15 protein-coding genes and 2 tRNA genes are annotated in these 14,598 nt (G+C 65.2%); 11 read left to right on the top strand and 6 right to left on the bottom strand.

Annotated elements, in window-relative coordinates; translation table 11 throughout:
* Positions 1 to 2,268, bottom strand: a complete 2,268-nt coding sequence (locus tag GVM20_RS02460; RefSeq protein WP_166545709.1) for a xanthine dehydrogenase family protein molybdopterin-binding subunit — start codon at positions 2,266 to 2,268, stop codon at positions 1 to 3.
* The gene (locus GVM20_RS02455; protein WP_353653092.1) at positions 2,268 to 2,747 is read right to left on the bottom strand and encodes a (2Fe-2S)-binding protein; all 480 of its coding nucleotides are present in this window, start codon (positions 2,745 to 2,747) and stop codon (positions 2,268 to 2,270) included. Before GVM20_RS02455 ends, GVM20_RS02460 begins: the two co-directional genes overlap by 1 nt.
* A gap of 167 nt (positions 2,748 to 2,914) precedes the next feature.
* On the opposite strand from GVM20_RS02455, the gene GVM20_RS02450 reads away from it, so the two are divergent.
* From GVM20_RS02450 to accC, 5 genes are all read left to right on the top strand, one after another.
* On the top strand, positions 2,915 to 3,787 hold the full coding sequence (locus GVM20_RS02450) for an HpcH/HpaI aldolase/citrate lyase family protein (RefSeq protein WP_166545708.1): 873 nt from the start codon (positions 2,915 to 2,917) through the stop codon (positions 3,785 to 3,787).
* A 68-nt stretch (positions 3,788 to 3,855) separates the two neighbouring features.
* A complete protein-coding gene (locus GVM20_RS02445; protein ID WP_166545707.1) occupies positions 3,856 to 4,269 on the top strand; it encodes a holin family protein in 414 nt (137 codons plus the stop codon).
* Between the two features lie 216 nt (positions 4,270 to 4,485).
* Positions 4,486 to 4,926: a type II 3-dehydroquinate dehydratase gene (locus tag GVM20_RS02440; RefSeq protein WP_166545706.1), complete on the top strand. Its 441-nt coding sequence runs from the start codon at positions 4,486 to 4,488 to the stop codon at positions 4,924 to 4,926.
* A gap of 115 nt (positions 4,927 to 5,041) precedes the next feature.
* Positions 5,042 to 5,557, top strand: coding sequence for an acetyl-CoA carboxylase biotin carboxyl carrier protein (accB, locus tag GVM20_RS02435; protein ID WP_234031804.1), 516 nt, complete (start codon positions 5,042 to 5,044; stop codon positions 5,555 to 5,557).
* Between the two features lie 4 nt (positions 5,558 to 5,561).
* Positions 5,562 to 6,911 carry an acetyl-CoA carboxylase biotin carboxylase subunit gene (gene accC, locus GVM20_RS02430; protein WP_166545705.1) on the top strand — a complete coding sequence of 450 codons (1,350 nt, stop codon included), beginning with the start codon at positions 5,562 to 5,564 and terminating at the stop codon, positions 6,909 to 6,911.
* A 7-nt stretch (positions 6,912 to 6,918) separates the two neighbouring features.
* On the opposite strand, the gene GVM20_RS02425 is transcribed toward accC, so the two are convergent.
* Positions 6,919 to 7,509 carry a TetR/AcrR family transcriptional regulator gene (locus tag GVM20_RS02425; RefSeq protein ID WP_166545704.1) on the bottom strand — a complete coding sequence of 197 codons (591 nt, stop codon included), beginning with the start codon at positions 7,507 to 7,509 and terminating at the stop codon, positions 6,919 to 6,921.
* 67 nt (positions 7,510 to 7,576) lie between these two features.
* Here GVM20_RS02425 and GVM20_RS02420 point away from each other — a divergent pair, with 67 nt between their 5' ends.
* Both GVM20_RS02420 and GVM20_RS02415 read left to right on the top strand, forming a co-directional pair.
* A complete protein-coding gene (locus GVM20_RS02420) occupies positions 7,577 to 7,942 on the top strand; it encodes a nuclear transport factor 2 family protein (protein ID WP_166545703.1) in 366 nt (121 codons plus the stop codon).
* A 137-nt stretch (positions 7,943 to 8,079) separates the two neighbouring features.
* Positions 8,080 to 9,390: an NAD(P)/FAD-dependent oxidoreductase gene (locus GVM20_RS02415; RefSeq protein ID WP_166545702.1), complete on the top strand. Its 1,311-nt coding sequence runs from the start codon at positions 8,080 to 8,082 to the stop codon at positions 9,388 to 9,390.
* On the opposite strand, the gene GVM20_RS02410 is transcribed toward GVM20_RS02415, so the two are convergent.
* Positions 9,387 to 9,836, bottom strand: a complete 450-nt coding sequence (locus tag GVM20_RS02410; RefSeq protein WP_353653091.1) for a GFA family protein — start codon at positions 9,834 to 9,836, stop codon at positions 9,387 to 9,389. The genes GVM20_RS02415 and GVM20_RS02410 overlap by 4 nt on opposite strands.
* Positions 9,837 to 9,850: 14 nt before the next feature.
* Positions 9,851 to 10,312, bottom strand: a complete 462-nt coding sequence (locus GVM20_RS02405; protein ID WP_068862764.1) for an Lrp/AsnC family transcriptional regulator — start codon at positions 10,310 to 10,312, stop codon at positions 9,851 to 9,853.
* A 274-nt stretch (positions 10,313 to 10,586) separates the two neighbouring features.
* Between GVM20_RS02405 and GVM20_RS02400 the strand changes: the two genes are divergently transcribed.
* From GVM20_RS02400 to GVM20_RS02385, 4 genes are all read left to right on the top strand, one after another.
* Positions 10,587 to 12,371 carry a histidine kinase dimerization/phospho-acceptor domain-containing protein gene (locus GVM20_RS02400; protein WP_166545701.1) on the top strand — a complete coding sequence of 595 codons (1,785 nt, stop codon included), beginning with the start codon at positions 10,587 to 10,589 and terminating at the stop codon, positions 12,369 to 12,371.
* A gap of 27 nt (positions 12,372 to 12,398) precedes the next feature.
* Positions 12,399 to 13,400, top strand: coding sequence for a polysaccharide deacetylase family protein (locus tag GVM20_RS02395; RefSeq protein ID WP_166545700.1), 1,002 nt, complete (start codon positions 12,399 to 12,401; stop codon positions 13,398 to 13,400).
* A gap of 83 nt (positions 13,401 to 13,483) precedes the next feature.
* Positions 13,484 to 13,556 (top strand) — tRNA-Ile (locus tag GVM20_RS02390).
* Between the two features lie 38 nt (positions 13,557 to 13,594).
* Positions 13,595 to 13,671, top strand: a tRNA-Pro gene (locus GVM20_RS02385).
* Between the two features lie 21 nt (positions 13,672 to 13,692).
* On the opposite strand, the gene GVM20_RS02380 is transcribed toward GVM20_RS02385, so the two are convergent.
* Entirely contained in the window at positions 13,693 to 14,514 is an 822-nt protein-coding gene (locus tag GVM20_RS02380; RefSeq protein ID WP_166545699.1) for an SDR family NAD(P)-dependent oxidoreductase, read from the bottom strand.
* Positions 14,515 to 14,598: the final 84 nt, after the last annotated feature.

The following is a 14,598-nucleotide window of genomic DNA, read 5'->3' as shown; positions in this document are numbered from 1 at the left end:
TTACGCCTTGGCTTGCGTGAGCAGCGGCAGGTTGCGGATGCGCTTGCCGGTCGCCGCGCTCAACGCATTGGCGAGTGCAGGCGAAGCCGGCGGCAGGCCCGGCTCCCCGATCCCGCCGGTTTTGGCGCCGCTTTCGATGAAGTGCACGTCCACCACAGGCGGCGCGTCGGCAAGCTTGAGGATCGGGTAGTCCGAGAAGTTGCTCTCCACCACCGCGCCCTTGTCGAGCGTAACCTGCTCGCCGATCGCCGAGGACAGGCCCATGATCAGCCCGCCCGCGATTTGCGCCTCGGCGTTCAAGGGATTCACCGTCGTGCCGCAGTCGACCACGGCCCAGGCCTTCAAGACCTTGGGGCTGCCGTCGTCCTTCACGCTGGCTTCGACCACTTCGGCGACAATGGTGTCGAAGCTTTCGACAATCGCAATTCCGCGGCCGACACCCTCCGGCAGCGGCGTGCCCCAGCCGGAGCGCTTGGCGACCATGTCCAGCGCCGCCAGGTGCCGCGACCCGGGGGCCAGGTGCTTGCGGCGGAACTGGTAGGGATCTTCACCCGCTGCCGCCGCCAGCTCGTCCATGAAGCTTTCGGTGTAGAACCCCATCTGGGTCGCATTCACCGAACGCCACGGCCCGTCGATCTGGTTCGACTGGTAGGCAAAGTGACGGCGCGAGGTTGCGGGGATGGCGTAGATAAAGGGCACCTCGCCTTCCGCACTGCCGCTTTGCACGTAATCGGTACGCCAGCCGGTGATCTTGCCGTCCTTAAGCGAGGCCTTGAGGCCCGCCGAAGATTGCGGGCGGTAGGTGCCGTGGCGCAGCTCTTCCTCGCGGCTCCACACCAGCTTGACCGGATAGGGCACCTGCTTGGCGAGCACGGCGATCTGGTCGATGATCTCGACCAGATCGGGGAAGCGCCGGCCAAAGCCGCCGCCCATGATCATCGGGTGGAAGACGACATTGTCGACTTCCAGCCCGGCAGCTTTGGCAGCCTTGGCGCGGGTCGAGAGCGGGTCTTGCAGGCCGCCCCATAAGTGGAGGGTGCCGTCTTTGAAGTGGCCGGTGAGCGCAAAGGGCTCCATCATCGCGTGGTGGAGGAAGGGGACACGGTATTCGGCTTCGACGAGTTTCACGCCCGCCGCCGCGAAGGCCGCATCGACATCACCGTCACCGCCCATATTGTCAGGCTCGCCGCCCGCCTTGCGCAGCTTTTCCTGCGCGGCGTAGATAGCCGGGGTCGACATCGCGCTGTGGCCGCCATCGGTGAACTTGGGGCTCAGGGCAGCAAGGCCCTTGGTCGCGGGCCAGTAACCCTTGGCGACCACGATCACGGCATCAGGTAGCTTCACCACCTTCTCGACGCCCTTGACGGCGAGCGCCGGGGCCTCGTCGACCGATTCCAGCTTGCCGCCGCGCACCGGTGCTGCCGCGATGGTCGCAACGCGCATGTCGGGGAGCGTGAAATCGATCCCGTAGACCGCCGAGCCATCAACCTTGGCGGGGATATCGCGCCGCGGAACGGGCTTGCCGATCAGCTTCCACTGATCGCGGGTCTTGAGCACCGGATCGCTGCTGAGCGAGCGCGTCGCTGCGCCTGCTGCCAGCTCGCCATAACGCAAGCTGCGGCCTGACTTGGCGTGGGTGACCTTGCTGTCCGCCGTGGTCAACTCGCTCTCGGGAACGCCCAGCCGGTCGGCCGCTTCAGCCATAAGTGCCGCCCGCACGGCTGCGCCTGTGCGCCGCATCGCAACCTCCCCGGTGAAGCGCACCGCAGAGGAACCGCCGGTAATCATCAGAGGCATGGACCGCGCCATCATGCCGATCACGGCATCGGGGATCAGCCCGGCCACCGTATCGCCCACCATCGTGGGGAGGAATCCCTTGGCCAGCGCCGCGTTGGCGAAGGCCATATCGGCCGGAGCCTGTTCGATTTTGACGCCGTCCCACGCCGCATCCAGTTCATCCGCCAACATCTGGCCCAGCGCGGTGTGCGATCCCTGACCAAAATCGATATGGGGTGAAAACAGCGTGACAGTGTCGTCTTCGGCGATGGTCATCACGCTGTTGAACGCATGCTTGCCCTCACCCCCGATAAGGGTGTTGGCGCGGCCCTTGGCGTTGCTGTCGGTCCACCACACGCCGAAGATGCCGCCGCCCACCACCAGCGCAGAACCGGCGAGGAAGATGCGCCGTTTGACGCCCTTGCGCTTCGGTTTTGCCGCAGGAGCGGCGGTTTCGGGATAATCGAGATCGGGATTGGGGTTGTCGGCCATTATGCCTCTCCCGTTTGCGCGGCGGCTTGGCCAGTCGCGGCAAGGATCGCGGTGCGGATGCGCGGATAGGTGCCGCAGCGGCAGATATTGGTCATCGCCTCGTCAATCTGCGCATCACTGGGCGAGCCGACCTGCTCGATCAGCGCCACCGCCGCCATGATCTGGCCCGACTGGCAATACCCGCATTGCGGCACCTGCGCGTCGATCCAGGCCTGCTGCACTGTGTGGAGCACGCCATCAGCGCTCTTCAGCCCTTCAATCGTGGTGACGGACTTGCCCGCGACATCGCTGAGCGGCACGCTGCATGAGCGTGTCACCGCGCCATCGACATGCACCGAACACGCCCCGCAGGCCGCAATCCCGCAGCCGAACTTCGTCCCGGTCAGCCCGAGATCATCACGCAATGCCCACAGCAGCGGAGTATCGGCGTCAGCCTCCACGCTCACCGGTTTGCCATTGACCGAAAATGCGATTGCCACAACTGGCTCCCCCGCTGGTTGATATACGTCCCATATAGCAACCTGTCGGCGCGCCGCCTAATGGAAAGACGCGCGGTGAGCGGGCTTGCAGGCGGGCGGCGCGCTTCGTAAGCGCAGGGGTGAGAGAGGAACCCATCATGGCCCACACCGCCCCCACTCCGCCCCGCATGCGTTCTTGGCTGTTCGCGCCCGGTGACAGTGAAAAGAAGATGGGCAAGGCGATTGCCAGCCCGGCCGATATCGCGCTGCTGGATCTGGAAGATTCGGTTGCGCCCGAGAACAAGCCCGCTGCCCGCGCGATGGTGGCAGAGCAGATCGCCGCGTCGGATAACGCCGCGCGGTTGTGGGTACGGATCAACCCGATCAGCACCGCCGATTGCATCGCCGATCTCGCCGCGATCATGCCCGCGCGCCCCGGCGGGGTGTTTCTGCCCAAGGCAGAAGGGGCGGCGGATATCACCCAGCTGCACCACTATCTTACTGCGCTGGAGGCCGCGAACGGCATCCCGCAGGGCCGCACCTTGGTGGCCGCATTGGTGACCGAAACGGCGGCAGCGATGTTCCGCACCGGCGAATATGCGGGCGACTATCCGGGCAAGACGCGGCTGGTGGCGATGAGCTGGGGTGCGGAGGATCTGTCCTCGGCGCTGGGCGCGCGGGAGCAGCGCGGGCCGGACGGTGAATATTCCCACACCTACGAAATGGCGCGCAGCCTGTGCCTCATTGGCGCTTCTGCGGCGGGGGTTGCTCCGATCGAGACAGTGCAACCGGAATTCCGCGATCTTGAGGCGTTGGAACGCCGCGCCAAATCGGTGCGGGCGCAGGGCTTTCGCGGGATGTTGGCGATCCACCCGGCGCAGGTCGATCCGATCAACGCCGCCTTCACCCCAAGCGCCGAGGAGTTGGCACACGCCCGCGCCGTGGTGCAGGCCTTTGCGGATCATCCCGGCGCAGGTGTGGTGGCGCTGGACGGCGCGATGCTCGACCGTCCGCATCTGGCGCTTGCACAGCGGCTATTGGCGGAGGCATCTGCGAAATAGGTTAATCCACTTTCCTACTTTAACCTGATTGGTCATTTCTGCGCGACTCATGCAATCAGGAGTGAAGCATGCCCCTCGTCGACGCCCTGATCGGCCCCATCGCCTCGATCATCGACAAAATCATCCCCGACAAGGAGGCGCGGGCGAAAGCCAAGCTGGAACTGATCGCGCTCGAAGGCACGCAGGAAATGCGGATGATCGAAGCGCAACTTCAGGCGATTGTCGCTGAGGCCAATTCCGCCGACCCCTGGACCAGCCGCGCGCGCCCCAGCTTCCTCTATGTGATGTACATCCTGCTGCTCGCCGCTCTGCCGATGGGGGTGCTGAGCGCCTTTCACCCACAGGCCGCGCGGGATATCGCAGCAGGGATGAACGCCTATCTCGCCGGTCTGCCCGAGCCGCTCTACGCGCTCTTCGGCACCGGCTATCTGGGCTACACGGCGGCGCGGCAGTGGGGGAAGGTCAAAGGCGTCGATCGGTAGGGGGAGGTTGGCGCCTTGCCTCCATCGTCACCCCAGCGAAAGCTGGGGCCTAGGGCCTCATGGAACGGCGCTTACCGCCCTAGGTCCCAGCTTTCGACGGGATCACGGAGTACGCGTGAGGTTTCGCCGTCCGGACGCAAAACGCCCTTAAACTGTGACACAGCGACGTGCAGCCCTAGCTTTCCCGGAACGACTTTCGCGTCTAAGCCCCTCTCCATGACCAACCTTGTCTACGTCCTCAACGGCCCGAACCTCAATCTCCTCGGCACGCGCGAGCCGGAGATTTATGGCACCACCACGCTCGATGATATCGCCGGGATGCTGGAAGACCGCGCCCGCGAGCTGGGTCTCGAAATCGAAATGCGCCAGACCAATCACGAAGGGATGCTGGTCGACTGGCTGCACGAGGCGCAGGCCGAAGGCGCGCGGGCGGTGCTGTTGAATGCGGCGGCTTACACCCACACCTCCATCGCGCTGCTCGATGCGATCAAGGCGATCCGCACGCCGGTAATCGAGGTTCACCTGTCCGACCCCAAAACCCGCGAGCCATTCCGCCACCTCTCCTATGTCGGCATGGGCGCGGCGCTCACTGTCGAGGGGCATGGCGCGGATTCCTATCGCATTGCGCTGGAGGCCGTAGCGTCCGGAAAGGTCTGACCTTCCCGCAATCGTCACCCAAGTTTCACATTTTGCACCCTTGCCACTTGCCAGCCGCAATTGGCGTGAATAGGTCGCTCGGACCAACGGGCGTACCATAGAACAAGGGGCATTCATGTCGAACGACGAGGGACAGGGCAAGGAAGGCGGAAAGCGCAAGTCGGGGATGAACATCGACACAGCGCTGGTGCGTGAACTCGCCGAACTGCTCAACGAAACCGGCCTGACCGAGATCGAGGTCGAAGATGACGACCGCAAGATCCGCGTCTCGCGCGGCGCGGTTGCTTCGGCTGCGCCGGTCTATGCCGCAGCGCCTGCGCCGGTTGCCGCCGCGCCCGCTCCGGCCGCCGCTGCGCCTGCCCCGGCAGAGCCTGCCGCGCCTGCTGGGCCCGATCTCAAGAACGCGGTCAAATCGCCGATGGTCGGCACCTGCTATCTGACGCCCGAACCAGGCGCTGCGCCTTTCGTGGCAGTCGGCCAGGCCGTAAAGGAAGGCGACACGCTGCTGATCGTCGAGGCCATGAAGGTGATGAACCCGATCACCGCCCCGCGCGCCGGCACCATCACCGCAATCCTGATCGAAACCGCCCAGCCGGTCGAATTCGACCAGCCGCTCGTGGTGATTTCCTAACATCATGGGCATCAAACGCATCCTGATCGCCAATCGCGGCGAGATCGCTTTGCGCATCCACCGCGCAGCCCATGAGATGGGGATCGAGACGGTCGCGGTGCACTCCACCGCCGATGCCGACGCGATGCATGTGCGGCTTGCCGACCACGCGGTCTGCATCGGCCCGCCGCCTGCGGGCGAGAGCTATCTCAACATCGCCAACATCATCTCGGCCGCGGAAATCGCGCAGTGCGATGCGATCCACCCCGGCTATGGCTTCCTGTCGGAGAACGCCAAGTTCGCCGATATCGTCGAAGCGCATGACATCATCTGGATCGGCCCCAAGCCCGAACATATCCGCACCATGGGCGACAAGGTCGAGGCCAAGCGAACCGCTGGCGCGCTCGGCCTGCCGCTGGTGCCGGGCAGCGACGGCGCGGTCAGCGACTTTGACGAAGCGCGCAAGATCGCGAAAGACATCGGCTACCCCGTGATCATCAAGGCCGCTTCGGGCGGCGGCGGGCGCGGGATGAAGGTGTGCGAGAGCGAGGACAAGCTCGAAACCCTGATGCAGCAGGCCGGCAGCGAGGCGAAGGCCGCGTTCGGTGATGCCACGGTCTATATCGAGAAATACCTCGGCAACCCGCGCCACATCGAATTCCAGGTGTTTGGCGACGGCAATGGCAATGCGATCCACTTGGGCGAGCGCGATTGCTCGCTTCAGCGCCGCCACCAGAAGGTGCTGGAAGAAGCCCCCTCCCCAGTCATCAGCCCCGAAGAACGCGCCCGAATGGGCGAGGTCTGCTCCAAGGCGATGCGCGATATGGCGTATCGCGGCGCGGGAACGATTGAATTCCTGTGGGAAAACGGCGAGTTCTACTTCATCGAAATGAATACCCGCCTGCAGGTCGAACACCCCGTGACCGAGGCGATTACCGGCGTCGATCTGGTGCGCGAACAGATCCGCATCGCCGAGGGCAAGCCGCTTTCGGTCACGCAGGACGAGCTGGAGTTTCAGGGCCACGCGATCGAGTGCCGCATCAACGCCGAAGACCCGTTCAACTTTGCGCCCTCGCCCGGCCTCGTCACCTATTACCACGCCGCAGGCGGGATGCATGTGCGTGTAGATTCAGGACTTTACGCCGGATACCGAATCCCGCCCTATTACGACAGCATGATCGCCAAGGTCATCGTCTATGGCCGCACCCGCGAAGGCTGCATCATGCGCCTGCGCCGCGCGCTTGAGGAAATGGTGGTCGAAGGGGTGAAAACCAACATCCCGCTGCATCAGGAACTGCTGCGGCAGGACGATGTGCTGAACGGCGATTACTCGATCAAGTGGCTGGAAAAGTGGCTGGAGGAACGCGAGGTCTGACCCCGGGTCAGGCCACGCTCTCCATTCCCCTCAGCACGCTGAGGATCAGCGCCTGCACATCGGGCAGCGGCTTGCTGCGGTCTCCCAAAGTCGCGATCGCCAGCTCAGTCATCAGTGCATTGACCAGCCGCGCGGCGAGCGGCTGGTCAATGCTGCCGATTTCCCCGGCCTCCGCCGCGCGCGCCAGCTGACGCTCAAACAAGGCGAGACTGTGGTCGTTCTCGATCCGCTGCGCCTCCTCCACCCCAAGCGCGGCAGGACCGATGCGAAGCAGGATCGCGGCGACATCGGGCGCGCGGATTTCCGCCAGCCATGCGGCGCAGGTGGTCGTCAGCTCGGCGAGCGGCGATGAGGTTGCCAAGCTTTCTGCCTGCCGCACCGCCCGCGCGATCGCGCGGCGCGATTCTTCGCGGTAAATTGCGGCAATCAGCTCGGTCTTGCTCGAAAAGTGGTGATAGAGCGCGCCCTTGCTTAGCCCGGTCTCGGCCAGCACCGCGCCCAGCGTGGTCGCCTCAAACCCCTGTTCGAGAAGCAATTTGCGGCACGCCGCCAGCAAAGCCTCGCGTGTCTTGTCGGATCGTTGCTGCTGGGTTGGCATGATTGACCCTTTACCCGTGAGGCGCCTTCAGACAAAACAAACCGTCGGTCGGTTTATGGAGTCGAAGATGCCTGCTTACGAAACAAACCTCAAGACGATGCTTGCCATCTGGAACACGCCCGACCCTGACGAGCGCCGGGCGATGGCGGAAGCTGCCATGGAGCACAACGTTCACTTCGTCGATCCGCGCCACAACATCATCGGGCGCGACGCCTTCCTGACAATGGTCGCCGAAACCCGCGCCGCCTTCCCTGCCGCAGTCTATCGCCACAACAGCCGGATCGAAATGCAGAACAACTTCTGCCGCCACCACTGGGCGATCGACATGGATGGCAAGCGCGTGATGGATGGTCTCGACATCACCGAAGTCAATGATGCCGGCAAGGTGGTGAAAGTGATCGGCTTCTTCGGCAGGCTCGACGCCGACAGCTGATCGCTTCTCCTGTGGCATTCATGCTGCACCGCAACACAAGTTGCATGGCGCTACGTTGATTTGACGCGCAATTGTTGTTCTCACCCGCTAACAGGGCTGCGGGATTGCGCTGCACCGCGTGTGCCAAGGAGTGACGGATGAACCGCAAGACCCAGATTGTTGTCGTCGGCGGAGGCGCCGGTGGGTTGGAACTCGTCCGCAGGCTCGGTGCGAAATACGGGCGCAAGCGGCACGACATCATTCTGGTCGACAAGAACCTCAGCCACATCTGGAAGCCGCTGCTGCACGAAGTCGCGGCCGGATCGCTCGATGCGAACCTCGATGAGGTCGGCTATCGCGGCCATTGCTATCGTTGGGGATATCGCTTCTTCCAGGGCAGCCTCGACGGGATTGACCGGGAGGCCAAGACCATCAGCCTCGCGCCCGTGAAGGACGAGGATGGCAGCGAACTGATCGAAGCGCACACCATCCGTTACGATATTCTCGCACTGGCGATGGGATCGGTGTCGAACGATTTTGGCGTGCCGGGCGTGAAGGAGCATTGCCTCTACCTCGACAGCCGCGTGCAGGCGGACCGGTTCCGCACCCGGCTGCTCAACCATTGCCTGCGCGTCAGCCGGGCGATGATGAATGATCCGACCGCCAACGAACAGGTCCGCATCGCCATCGTCGGTGGCGGGGCGACCGGCGTGGAATTGGCCGCCGAGCTGTACAATGCGGCGGGCGCGCTGCGGCACTACGGGCTTGAGGTGTTCGACGAGAGCCGGATGCACGTGACCCTGCTCGAAGCCGGGCCGCGCATCCTGCCCGCTCTGCCCGAAAAGCTGGCCGCCGCGGCCAAGCATGAACTCGGCGTGCTCGGCGTGCAGGTTCGCCCTGACGTGCAGGTGGTCGAAGCCCGCCCACGCCAGCTCATCACCAAGACAGGCGAAGTAATCGAGGCCGATCTGATCGTCTGGGCGGCGGGTGTGAAGGGGGCAGACTACCTCTCAGACCTCGGTCTGGAGACCAATTCGCGCAACCAGATCCTCGTCACCGACACGCTTCAGACGACGGTTGATCCGAGCATCTTCGCGCTTGGCGACTGCGCCAGCTACACCCCGCCCGGCGAAGACCGCCCCGTCCCCCCGCGCGCGCAGGCGGCGCATCAGATGGCAGGCACGGTGTTCGACAATATCTGCCGGATGCAGCGCGGACAGCCGCTCCGACACTTCGCCTATCACGACAAGGGCTCGCTGGTGTCACTCAGCCGCTTCTCGACGGTGGGGAGCCTGATGGGCAACCTGATCGGCGGGAGCATGGCGATCGAAGGGCGACTGGCACGGTTCATCTACACCTCGCTGTACCGGTTGCACCTGATCGGCATTCACGGCTGGGTGAAGGCGACGTTCCTGATGCTGGTGGGCCGGGTGAACCGCATCGTGCGGCCCAAGCTGAAGCTGCATTAGTCCCCGAAACTGAGCCCCTGCGCCATCGCCTCGGCGATCACCTCGGGGCCCGTCAGCATCGGGCTTTCCTGAGCAATATCATACCAATCGGGCTTTTCGTCGACGAAAATCTGCTGCTCGATGCCGAAGCCCGGTGGCAGGTCGAACAGGCCCGCCAGAAACGAGCGACCGCCGGTCGGCAGGAAGCGATACCACAGGTTACTACCGCAAGTTCCGCAGAAGGCGCGTTCGGCCCACGGGCTGGAGCGGTAGACGGTCACCGCCTCCTCGCCCGTCACTTCGGCGGCTTCGCCCTTCACGCCCGCGTAGAACGCCCCGCCCCAGCGCTGGCACATCGCGCAGTGACAGATATCGACCTCGGCCTGCATCGCCGTCACCGTGATCGTCACCGCCCCGCACAGGCAGCGCCCGGTGACAGGTTCTTTCAGGCGAGGTGCGTCGGTCACAGCGGCCAACCCATTTACAGAGGAACGCCGGGTTCCTGCTTGGCGGTGCGGATGGTGAGCGAGGTCTTGACGCTCTCCACATTGGGCGCAGGCGTCAGCTTGCCGGTCAGGAACTCCTGGAAGCTCTGCAAATCCTTGCTGACGATCTTAAGGATGAAGTCGATCTCGCCATTGAGCATGTGGCATTCACGCACTTCGGGCAGCGCACGCATATGCTCCTCGAATTCGCGCAAGGAGCTTTCGGCCTGGCTCTTGAGGCTGACCATCGCGAATACGGTGATGGCAAAGCCAAGCTTGGACGGATCGAGATCGGCGTGGTAGCCGCGGATCACACCGTCCTCCTCCAGCCCGCGCACGCGGCGCAGGCACGGCGGCGCAGTTAGCCCGACGCGCTGGGCGAGTTCAACATTGGTGACGCGGCCTTCTGCCTGCAATTCCGCCAGCAACCGGCGGTCGATATCGTCGAGATTGGCCACGTGGCTGAAGCTCCCCCATCACGCCAGCGTTCACCCGGTGGCCACGCGCGTGCATTATGATCGCAAAGAAACAAGACGCGCGCCGGATGGCCCGCTTGGCTAATATTATTAGGTCTGCCAGCAATTGTCCCGCTTTGCAACGCGCCTTGCGCGTCAGACTGTGACTATTGTTCCATCCTGATAGGACGAACAGCCTGGCGCCGCGTATGGGTATGCGGCGCCGGGTTTCGGCGCGTGTGATTCGTGCTGCCTGCGCCCGCTTGAGGAGACGTGTTTGTTCTTCGATGATCGCCTTGCCACCGTGCTGCGCCAACGCGCCACTGGCGAGGCGAGCCTGCGTACGCAGTACCGGCAATTGCTCGATCTTTTGGGCAAGGATCGCGCCCATGTGCGCGGAAGCGATCCGAGCCTGCTAGCCGCTGCGTGGCTGCGGATGGACGCGCTGGCCGAGGCGATTCCTGCTGCGACACGGGCGCAAATGATCCGGGAGCCCGGCTGGCGGTTCCGCAGCCCTGATCTGGCGTCGCACCTGTCCGATCACGAACCCGAAGTCGCTTCCGCCGCCTTGAACCGCGCGGAGCTGACCTCGGACGACTGGACCGCGCTGATCCCGCGCCTGCCGGTGCGCGCACGCGGGTTTCTGCGCCTGCGCCGCGATCTGCCGGTCGATGTCGAGGCTTTGCTGTCCCGGCTTGGCGTGCATGATCGCGGCCTCCCTGCCCCTGCCGCTTCGGAGGCCGATCCGCAGGTCGCACCAGCCATGCCTGCGCCGACTGCGGAGCCCAGCACCCCGCCGCCGTTCACGCCGATCCTGCTGCGCACGACCCCTGACGTTGTTCCTCCCGCGGCGCCCGCCATCCCGATCCGTCAGCGCGACCGTGACGAAAATGGCCGCACCGAGATCTCCGCGCTGGTGGAGCGGATCGCCCAGTTCCGCCGGACGCGCGGTGACGGCCCGCTTGATCTGGAAAGCTCGCCGCGTTTGCCGCTGGACGAATTGCCCGAGCGCACCCAGCGCGCCATCTCCAGCTTCGGCTTTGCGACCGACACCAGCGGGCGGATCGCCTGGGCCGTCAGCGACGTCGCGCCGATGGTGGTCGGCACCCGTCTGTTCGCTTCGCACCCCGGCGACGAGGATACCTCGGGTCACGCCAGCCTTGCCCGTGCCTTTGCCCGCCGCCAGCCGATCACCGGGGGCGCAATCAGTCTGTCCGGCGCGCCTGCCATCATCGGTGACTGGATCGTCGATGCCGAGCCGCGCTTCAGCAAGGAAGGCCACTTCACCGGCTATTTCGGCCGCTTCCGCCGCGCGCCGGACGCCGCCAGCACACCGACAGGCCCCGAAGTGCGCGAGGCGGACCGCATCCGCCAACTGCTTCACGAATTGCGCACGCCCGTCACCGCCGTGCAGGGCTATGCCGAGGTGATCCAGCAGCAGTTGTTCGGCCCCGCCCCGCACGAATACCGCGCGCTTGCCGCCGCCATTGCTGCCGATGCTGCGCGCATTCTGGCCGGGTTCGAGGAGCTTGACCGGCTGGCGCGGCTGGAGACGGGGGCGATCAGGATCGAACCGGGCGAGGCTGACCTCGCCGCCTTGGTGCGCCGCACCGCTGCACAGCTGGAACCGGTGCTGGCGCCGCAGGGCGCAGGGCTCGCCCTTGCTTTCCCCGATACGGCCACGCTGCTGATCGGGCTCGACTCCGAGGACGCCGAAGCGCTGGTGTGGCGCCTGCTCGCCAGCCTCGGCGCGGCTTGCGGCGCGGGTGAACGGATTGCAGTGCAGCTCGATCCCCTGATCGGCGCTGGCGGCGCGATGGCGCGGCTGGTCTGCGTTCTTCCCGCGCGACTGGCGGCGGAGGACAACCTGTTTGCGGCGACGACCCGCTCTGCGGAAAGCGCGATCAATGCCGGATTGTTCGGGACCGGCTTTGCCCTGCGCCTTGCTCGGGCAGAGGCACGCGCGGCAGGCGGCAGATTGCGGCGCGATGGCGCGACGCTGGTGCTGACCCTGCCGCTCTTGACCGAAATTTCCGCTCTGCCTAGCGCCGTTGAGGCTTAGGCTGATGCGCGGGGGCGTGCGAGGACGATGACCACAGGATCAATGCTTGATGTGCCGCCTGCCGGGCGCACGGCTGCCTTTGCGCCCGGCTTCGGCCAGCGCGTGCTGCTGACAGTTGATACCGAAGAGTGTTTCAATTGGACCGCCCCATTCCGGCGTGACGGCTACGGCGTCAAGCATGTCGAGGCGATCCCGCGCTTTCAGGCTTTCTGCGAGGGGATCGGCGCGCACCCGGTCTATCTGGTCGATTGGCCCATCGTGCAGGATGCGCGCGCCGTTGAGATCATCGGCGATGCGGTGCGGCGCGGTACGGCGGAAGTCGGCGTGCAATTGCACCCGTGGGTCAATCCGCCCTTCGACGAGGAGGTGTGCGTCTACAACTCCTTTGCCGGCAATCTCCCGCAAGCACTGGAGATGGCCAAGTTCATGGGTCTGCGCGACGCGATTGAAGCCAGGTTCAGCACTGCTCCGCTGATCTACCGCGCCGGGCGGTACGGCCTTGGGCCGCACACCGCCGACCTGTTGAAGCACGCCGGAATCAGGGTCGACACCTCGGTGCGTTCGCTGTTCGATTACAGCGCGGGCGGCGGGCCGGATTACACCCGACACCCGCTTGATCCCTATTGGGTCGATGGCGCAATGCGGCTGCTCGAACTTCCTGTCACATCGGTCCACGCCGGACGCCTGCGGGGGCTGGGGCGGCCGCTGCAACGGATCGGCGAGCGGATCCCTCGCGGGATGGGCGTCCTGTCGCGGCTCGGTCTGCTGGAGCGGATCGCGCTGACGCCGGAAGGCGTCTCCAGCGAAGAGGCGCTGCGCGGCATCGATATCGCGTTGGATGATGGCTTGCCGGTGCTGGTGCTGTCGTTCCACAGCCCCTCCCTCGCGCCCGGCTATACGCCCTACACCGCCACCCGCGCGGACGTGGACGCTCTTTATGGCTGGTTGGAGGCGGTCTACGCCCGCCTCGCCGCGCGCGGGGTGACGACGTGCAAAGTGACCGACATTATCGCAGCGACTGGCGGATAGGCGGCGCCTTTACCCGCTTGTTTCCCTGTCGGCGGCAGAGTAGGGGCTGGGCCTCGCCCTGCGTTCCGGTGCCTTGTTTCCAAGGGCCTGTAGCTCAGCGGTTAGAGCTGGCCGCTCATAACGGCTAGGTCGCGGGTTCGAATCCTGCCGGGCCCACCGGAGGCGAGCGCGGAGCGGGCGGGACGAAACAGAGTCGGGGAGTGGCGCAGTCCGGTAGCGCGCTTGCTTTGGGAGCAAGATGTCGCAGGTTCGAATCCTGTCTCCCCGACCAGTTTTTGTCAGCCCCCGTGTCTCACACGGCAGACCAGCCCGCATCGATCATCAGCGCTGACCCGGTCACCACCCGCGCGGGTTCGCTCACCAGATACATCACGGCCGCTGCCGATTGTTCGGCGGAAATCTTCTCCTTGATCAGATGCGGGGTGAGCTGGAGTTCGTAGGCTTCTTCGGTGGTAAGCCCTCGGGCGGCAGCGACTTCATCGGTGGCGTGGGCGACCATCGGGGTATCCACCAGTCCGGGGCAGAGCGCGTTGACTGTGATCCTCTCGCCCGCAAGCTCGCCTGCCATCGCGCGGGTCAGCCCCATGAGCCCGTGCTTTGAGGCGCAGTAATGCGCATAGCCGGGCGTGCCGACATGACCGGCGACCGAGGCGATGTTGACGATCCGCCCGCCTTCGCCGCCCGCGATCATCACCGGCACCGACGCCCGCGCCATGCGCCACGCGCCGGTCAGGTTGATGTCGATCATGGTGGTCCACATCGCATCGTCCAGTTCGTGCGCGGGGCGGCCACCGGTCAGAATTCCGGCGTTGTTGACCAGAATGTCGAGCCGACCGAAGGTTTCGAGCGTGGCCGCCATGAAGGCATCAATCTGCGCTTGGTCGCGGACATCGCAGGCCATCGCCACGGCCTTGCGCCCCTGCGCCTCGATGGCCCGAGCAACCTCGTCCAGCGCGCCGCCCATCGCATAGCCGACCGTCGGCATCGCTGCCGCGCCGACATCGCAGATCGCCACGTCCGCGCCCGCCTCGGCCAGAGCGAGCGCGATCGCCCGCCCCTGCCCGCGCGCTGCACCCGTTACAATGGCCGCCTTGCCCGCCAGTGACCCCTGCATCGCCTATCCTCCCTCGTGCCCGCATTCCGGCCAAGAGGTTACAACAGCCACCCGCGTTCCCAAGCGGCTGAAGTGATAGGCGGG

Source organism: Porphyrobacter sp. SLTP (assembly GCF_009905735.1).
GTDB lineage: Bacteria > Pseudomonadota > Alphaproteobacteria > Sphingomonadales > Sphingomonadaceae > Erythrobacter.
The sequence above is the reverse complement of the archived record's forward strand: the minus strand, read 5'-3'. Positions and strand labels throughout refer to the sequence as shown.

Excerpts from the sequence above, each read along its gene's own strand:
- GVM20_RS02460 (WP_166545709.1), bottom strand. The coding sequence starts at position 2,268 with ATGGCCGACAACCCCAATCCCGATCTCGATTATCCCGAAACCGCCGCT.
- GVM20_RS02450 (WP_166545708.1), top strand. The coding sequence starts at position 2,915 with ATGCGTTCTTGGCTGTTCGCGCCCGGTGACAGTGAAAAGAAGATGGGC.
- GVM20_RS02445 (WP_166545707.1), top strand. The coding sequence starts at position 3,856 with ATGCCCCTCGTCGACGCCCTGATCGGCCCCATCGCCTCGATCATCGAC.
- GVM20_RS02440 (WP_166545706.1), top strand. The coding sequence starts at position 4,486 with ATGACCAACCTTGTCTACGTCCTCAACGGCCCGAACCTCAATCTCCTC.
- accB (WP_234031804.1), top strand. The coding sequence starts at position 5,042 with ATGTCGAACGACGAGGGACAGGGCAAGGAAGGCGGAAAGCGCAAGTCG.
- accC (WP_166545705.1), top strand. The coding sequence starts at position 5,562 with ATGGGCATCAAACGCATCCTGATCGCCAATCGCGGCGAGATCGCTTTG.
- GVM20_RS02425 (WP_166545704.1), bottom strand. The coding sequence starts at position 7,509 with ATGCCAACCCAGCAGCAACGATCCGACAAGACACGCGAGGCTTTGCTG.
- GVM20_RS02420 (WP_166545703.1), top strand. The coding sequence starts at position 7,577 with ATGCCTGCTTACGAAACAAACCTCAAGACGATGCTTGCCATCTGGAAC.
- GVM20_RS02415 (WP_166545702.1), top strand. The coding sequence starts at position 8,080 with ATGAACCGCAAGACCCAGATTGTTGTCGTCGGCGGAGGCGCCGGTGGG.
- GVM20_RS02395 (WP_166545700.1), top strand. The coding sequence starts at position 12,399 with ATGACCACAGGATCAATGCTTGATGTGCCGCCTGCCGGGCGCACGGCT.
- GVM20_RS02380 (WP_166545699.1), bottom strand. The coding sequence starts at position 14,514 with ATGCAGGGGTCACTGGCGGGCAAGGCGGCCATTGTAACGGGTGCAGCG.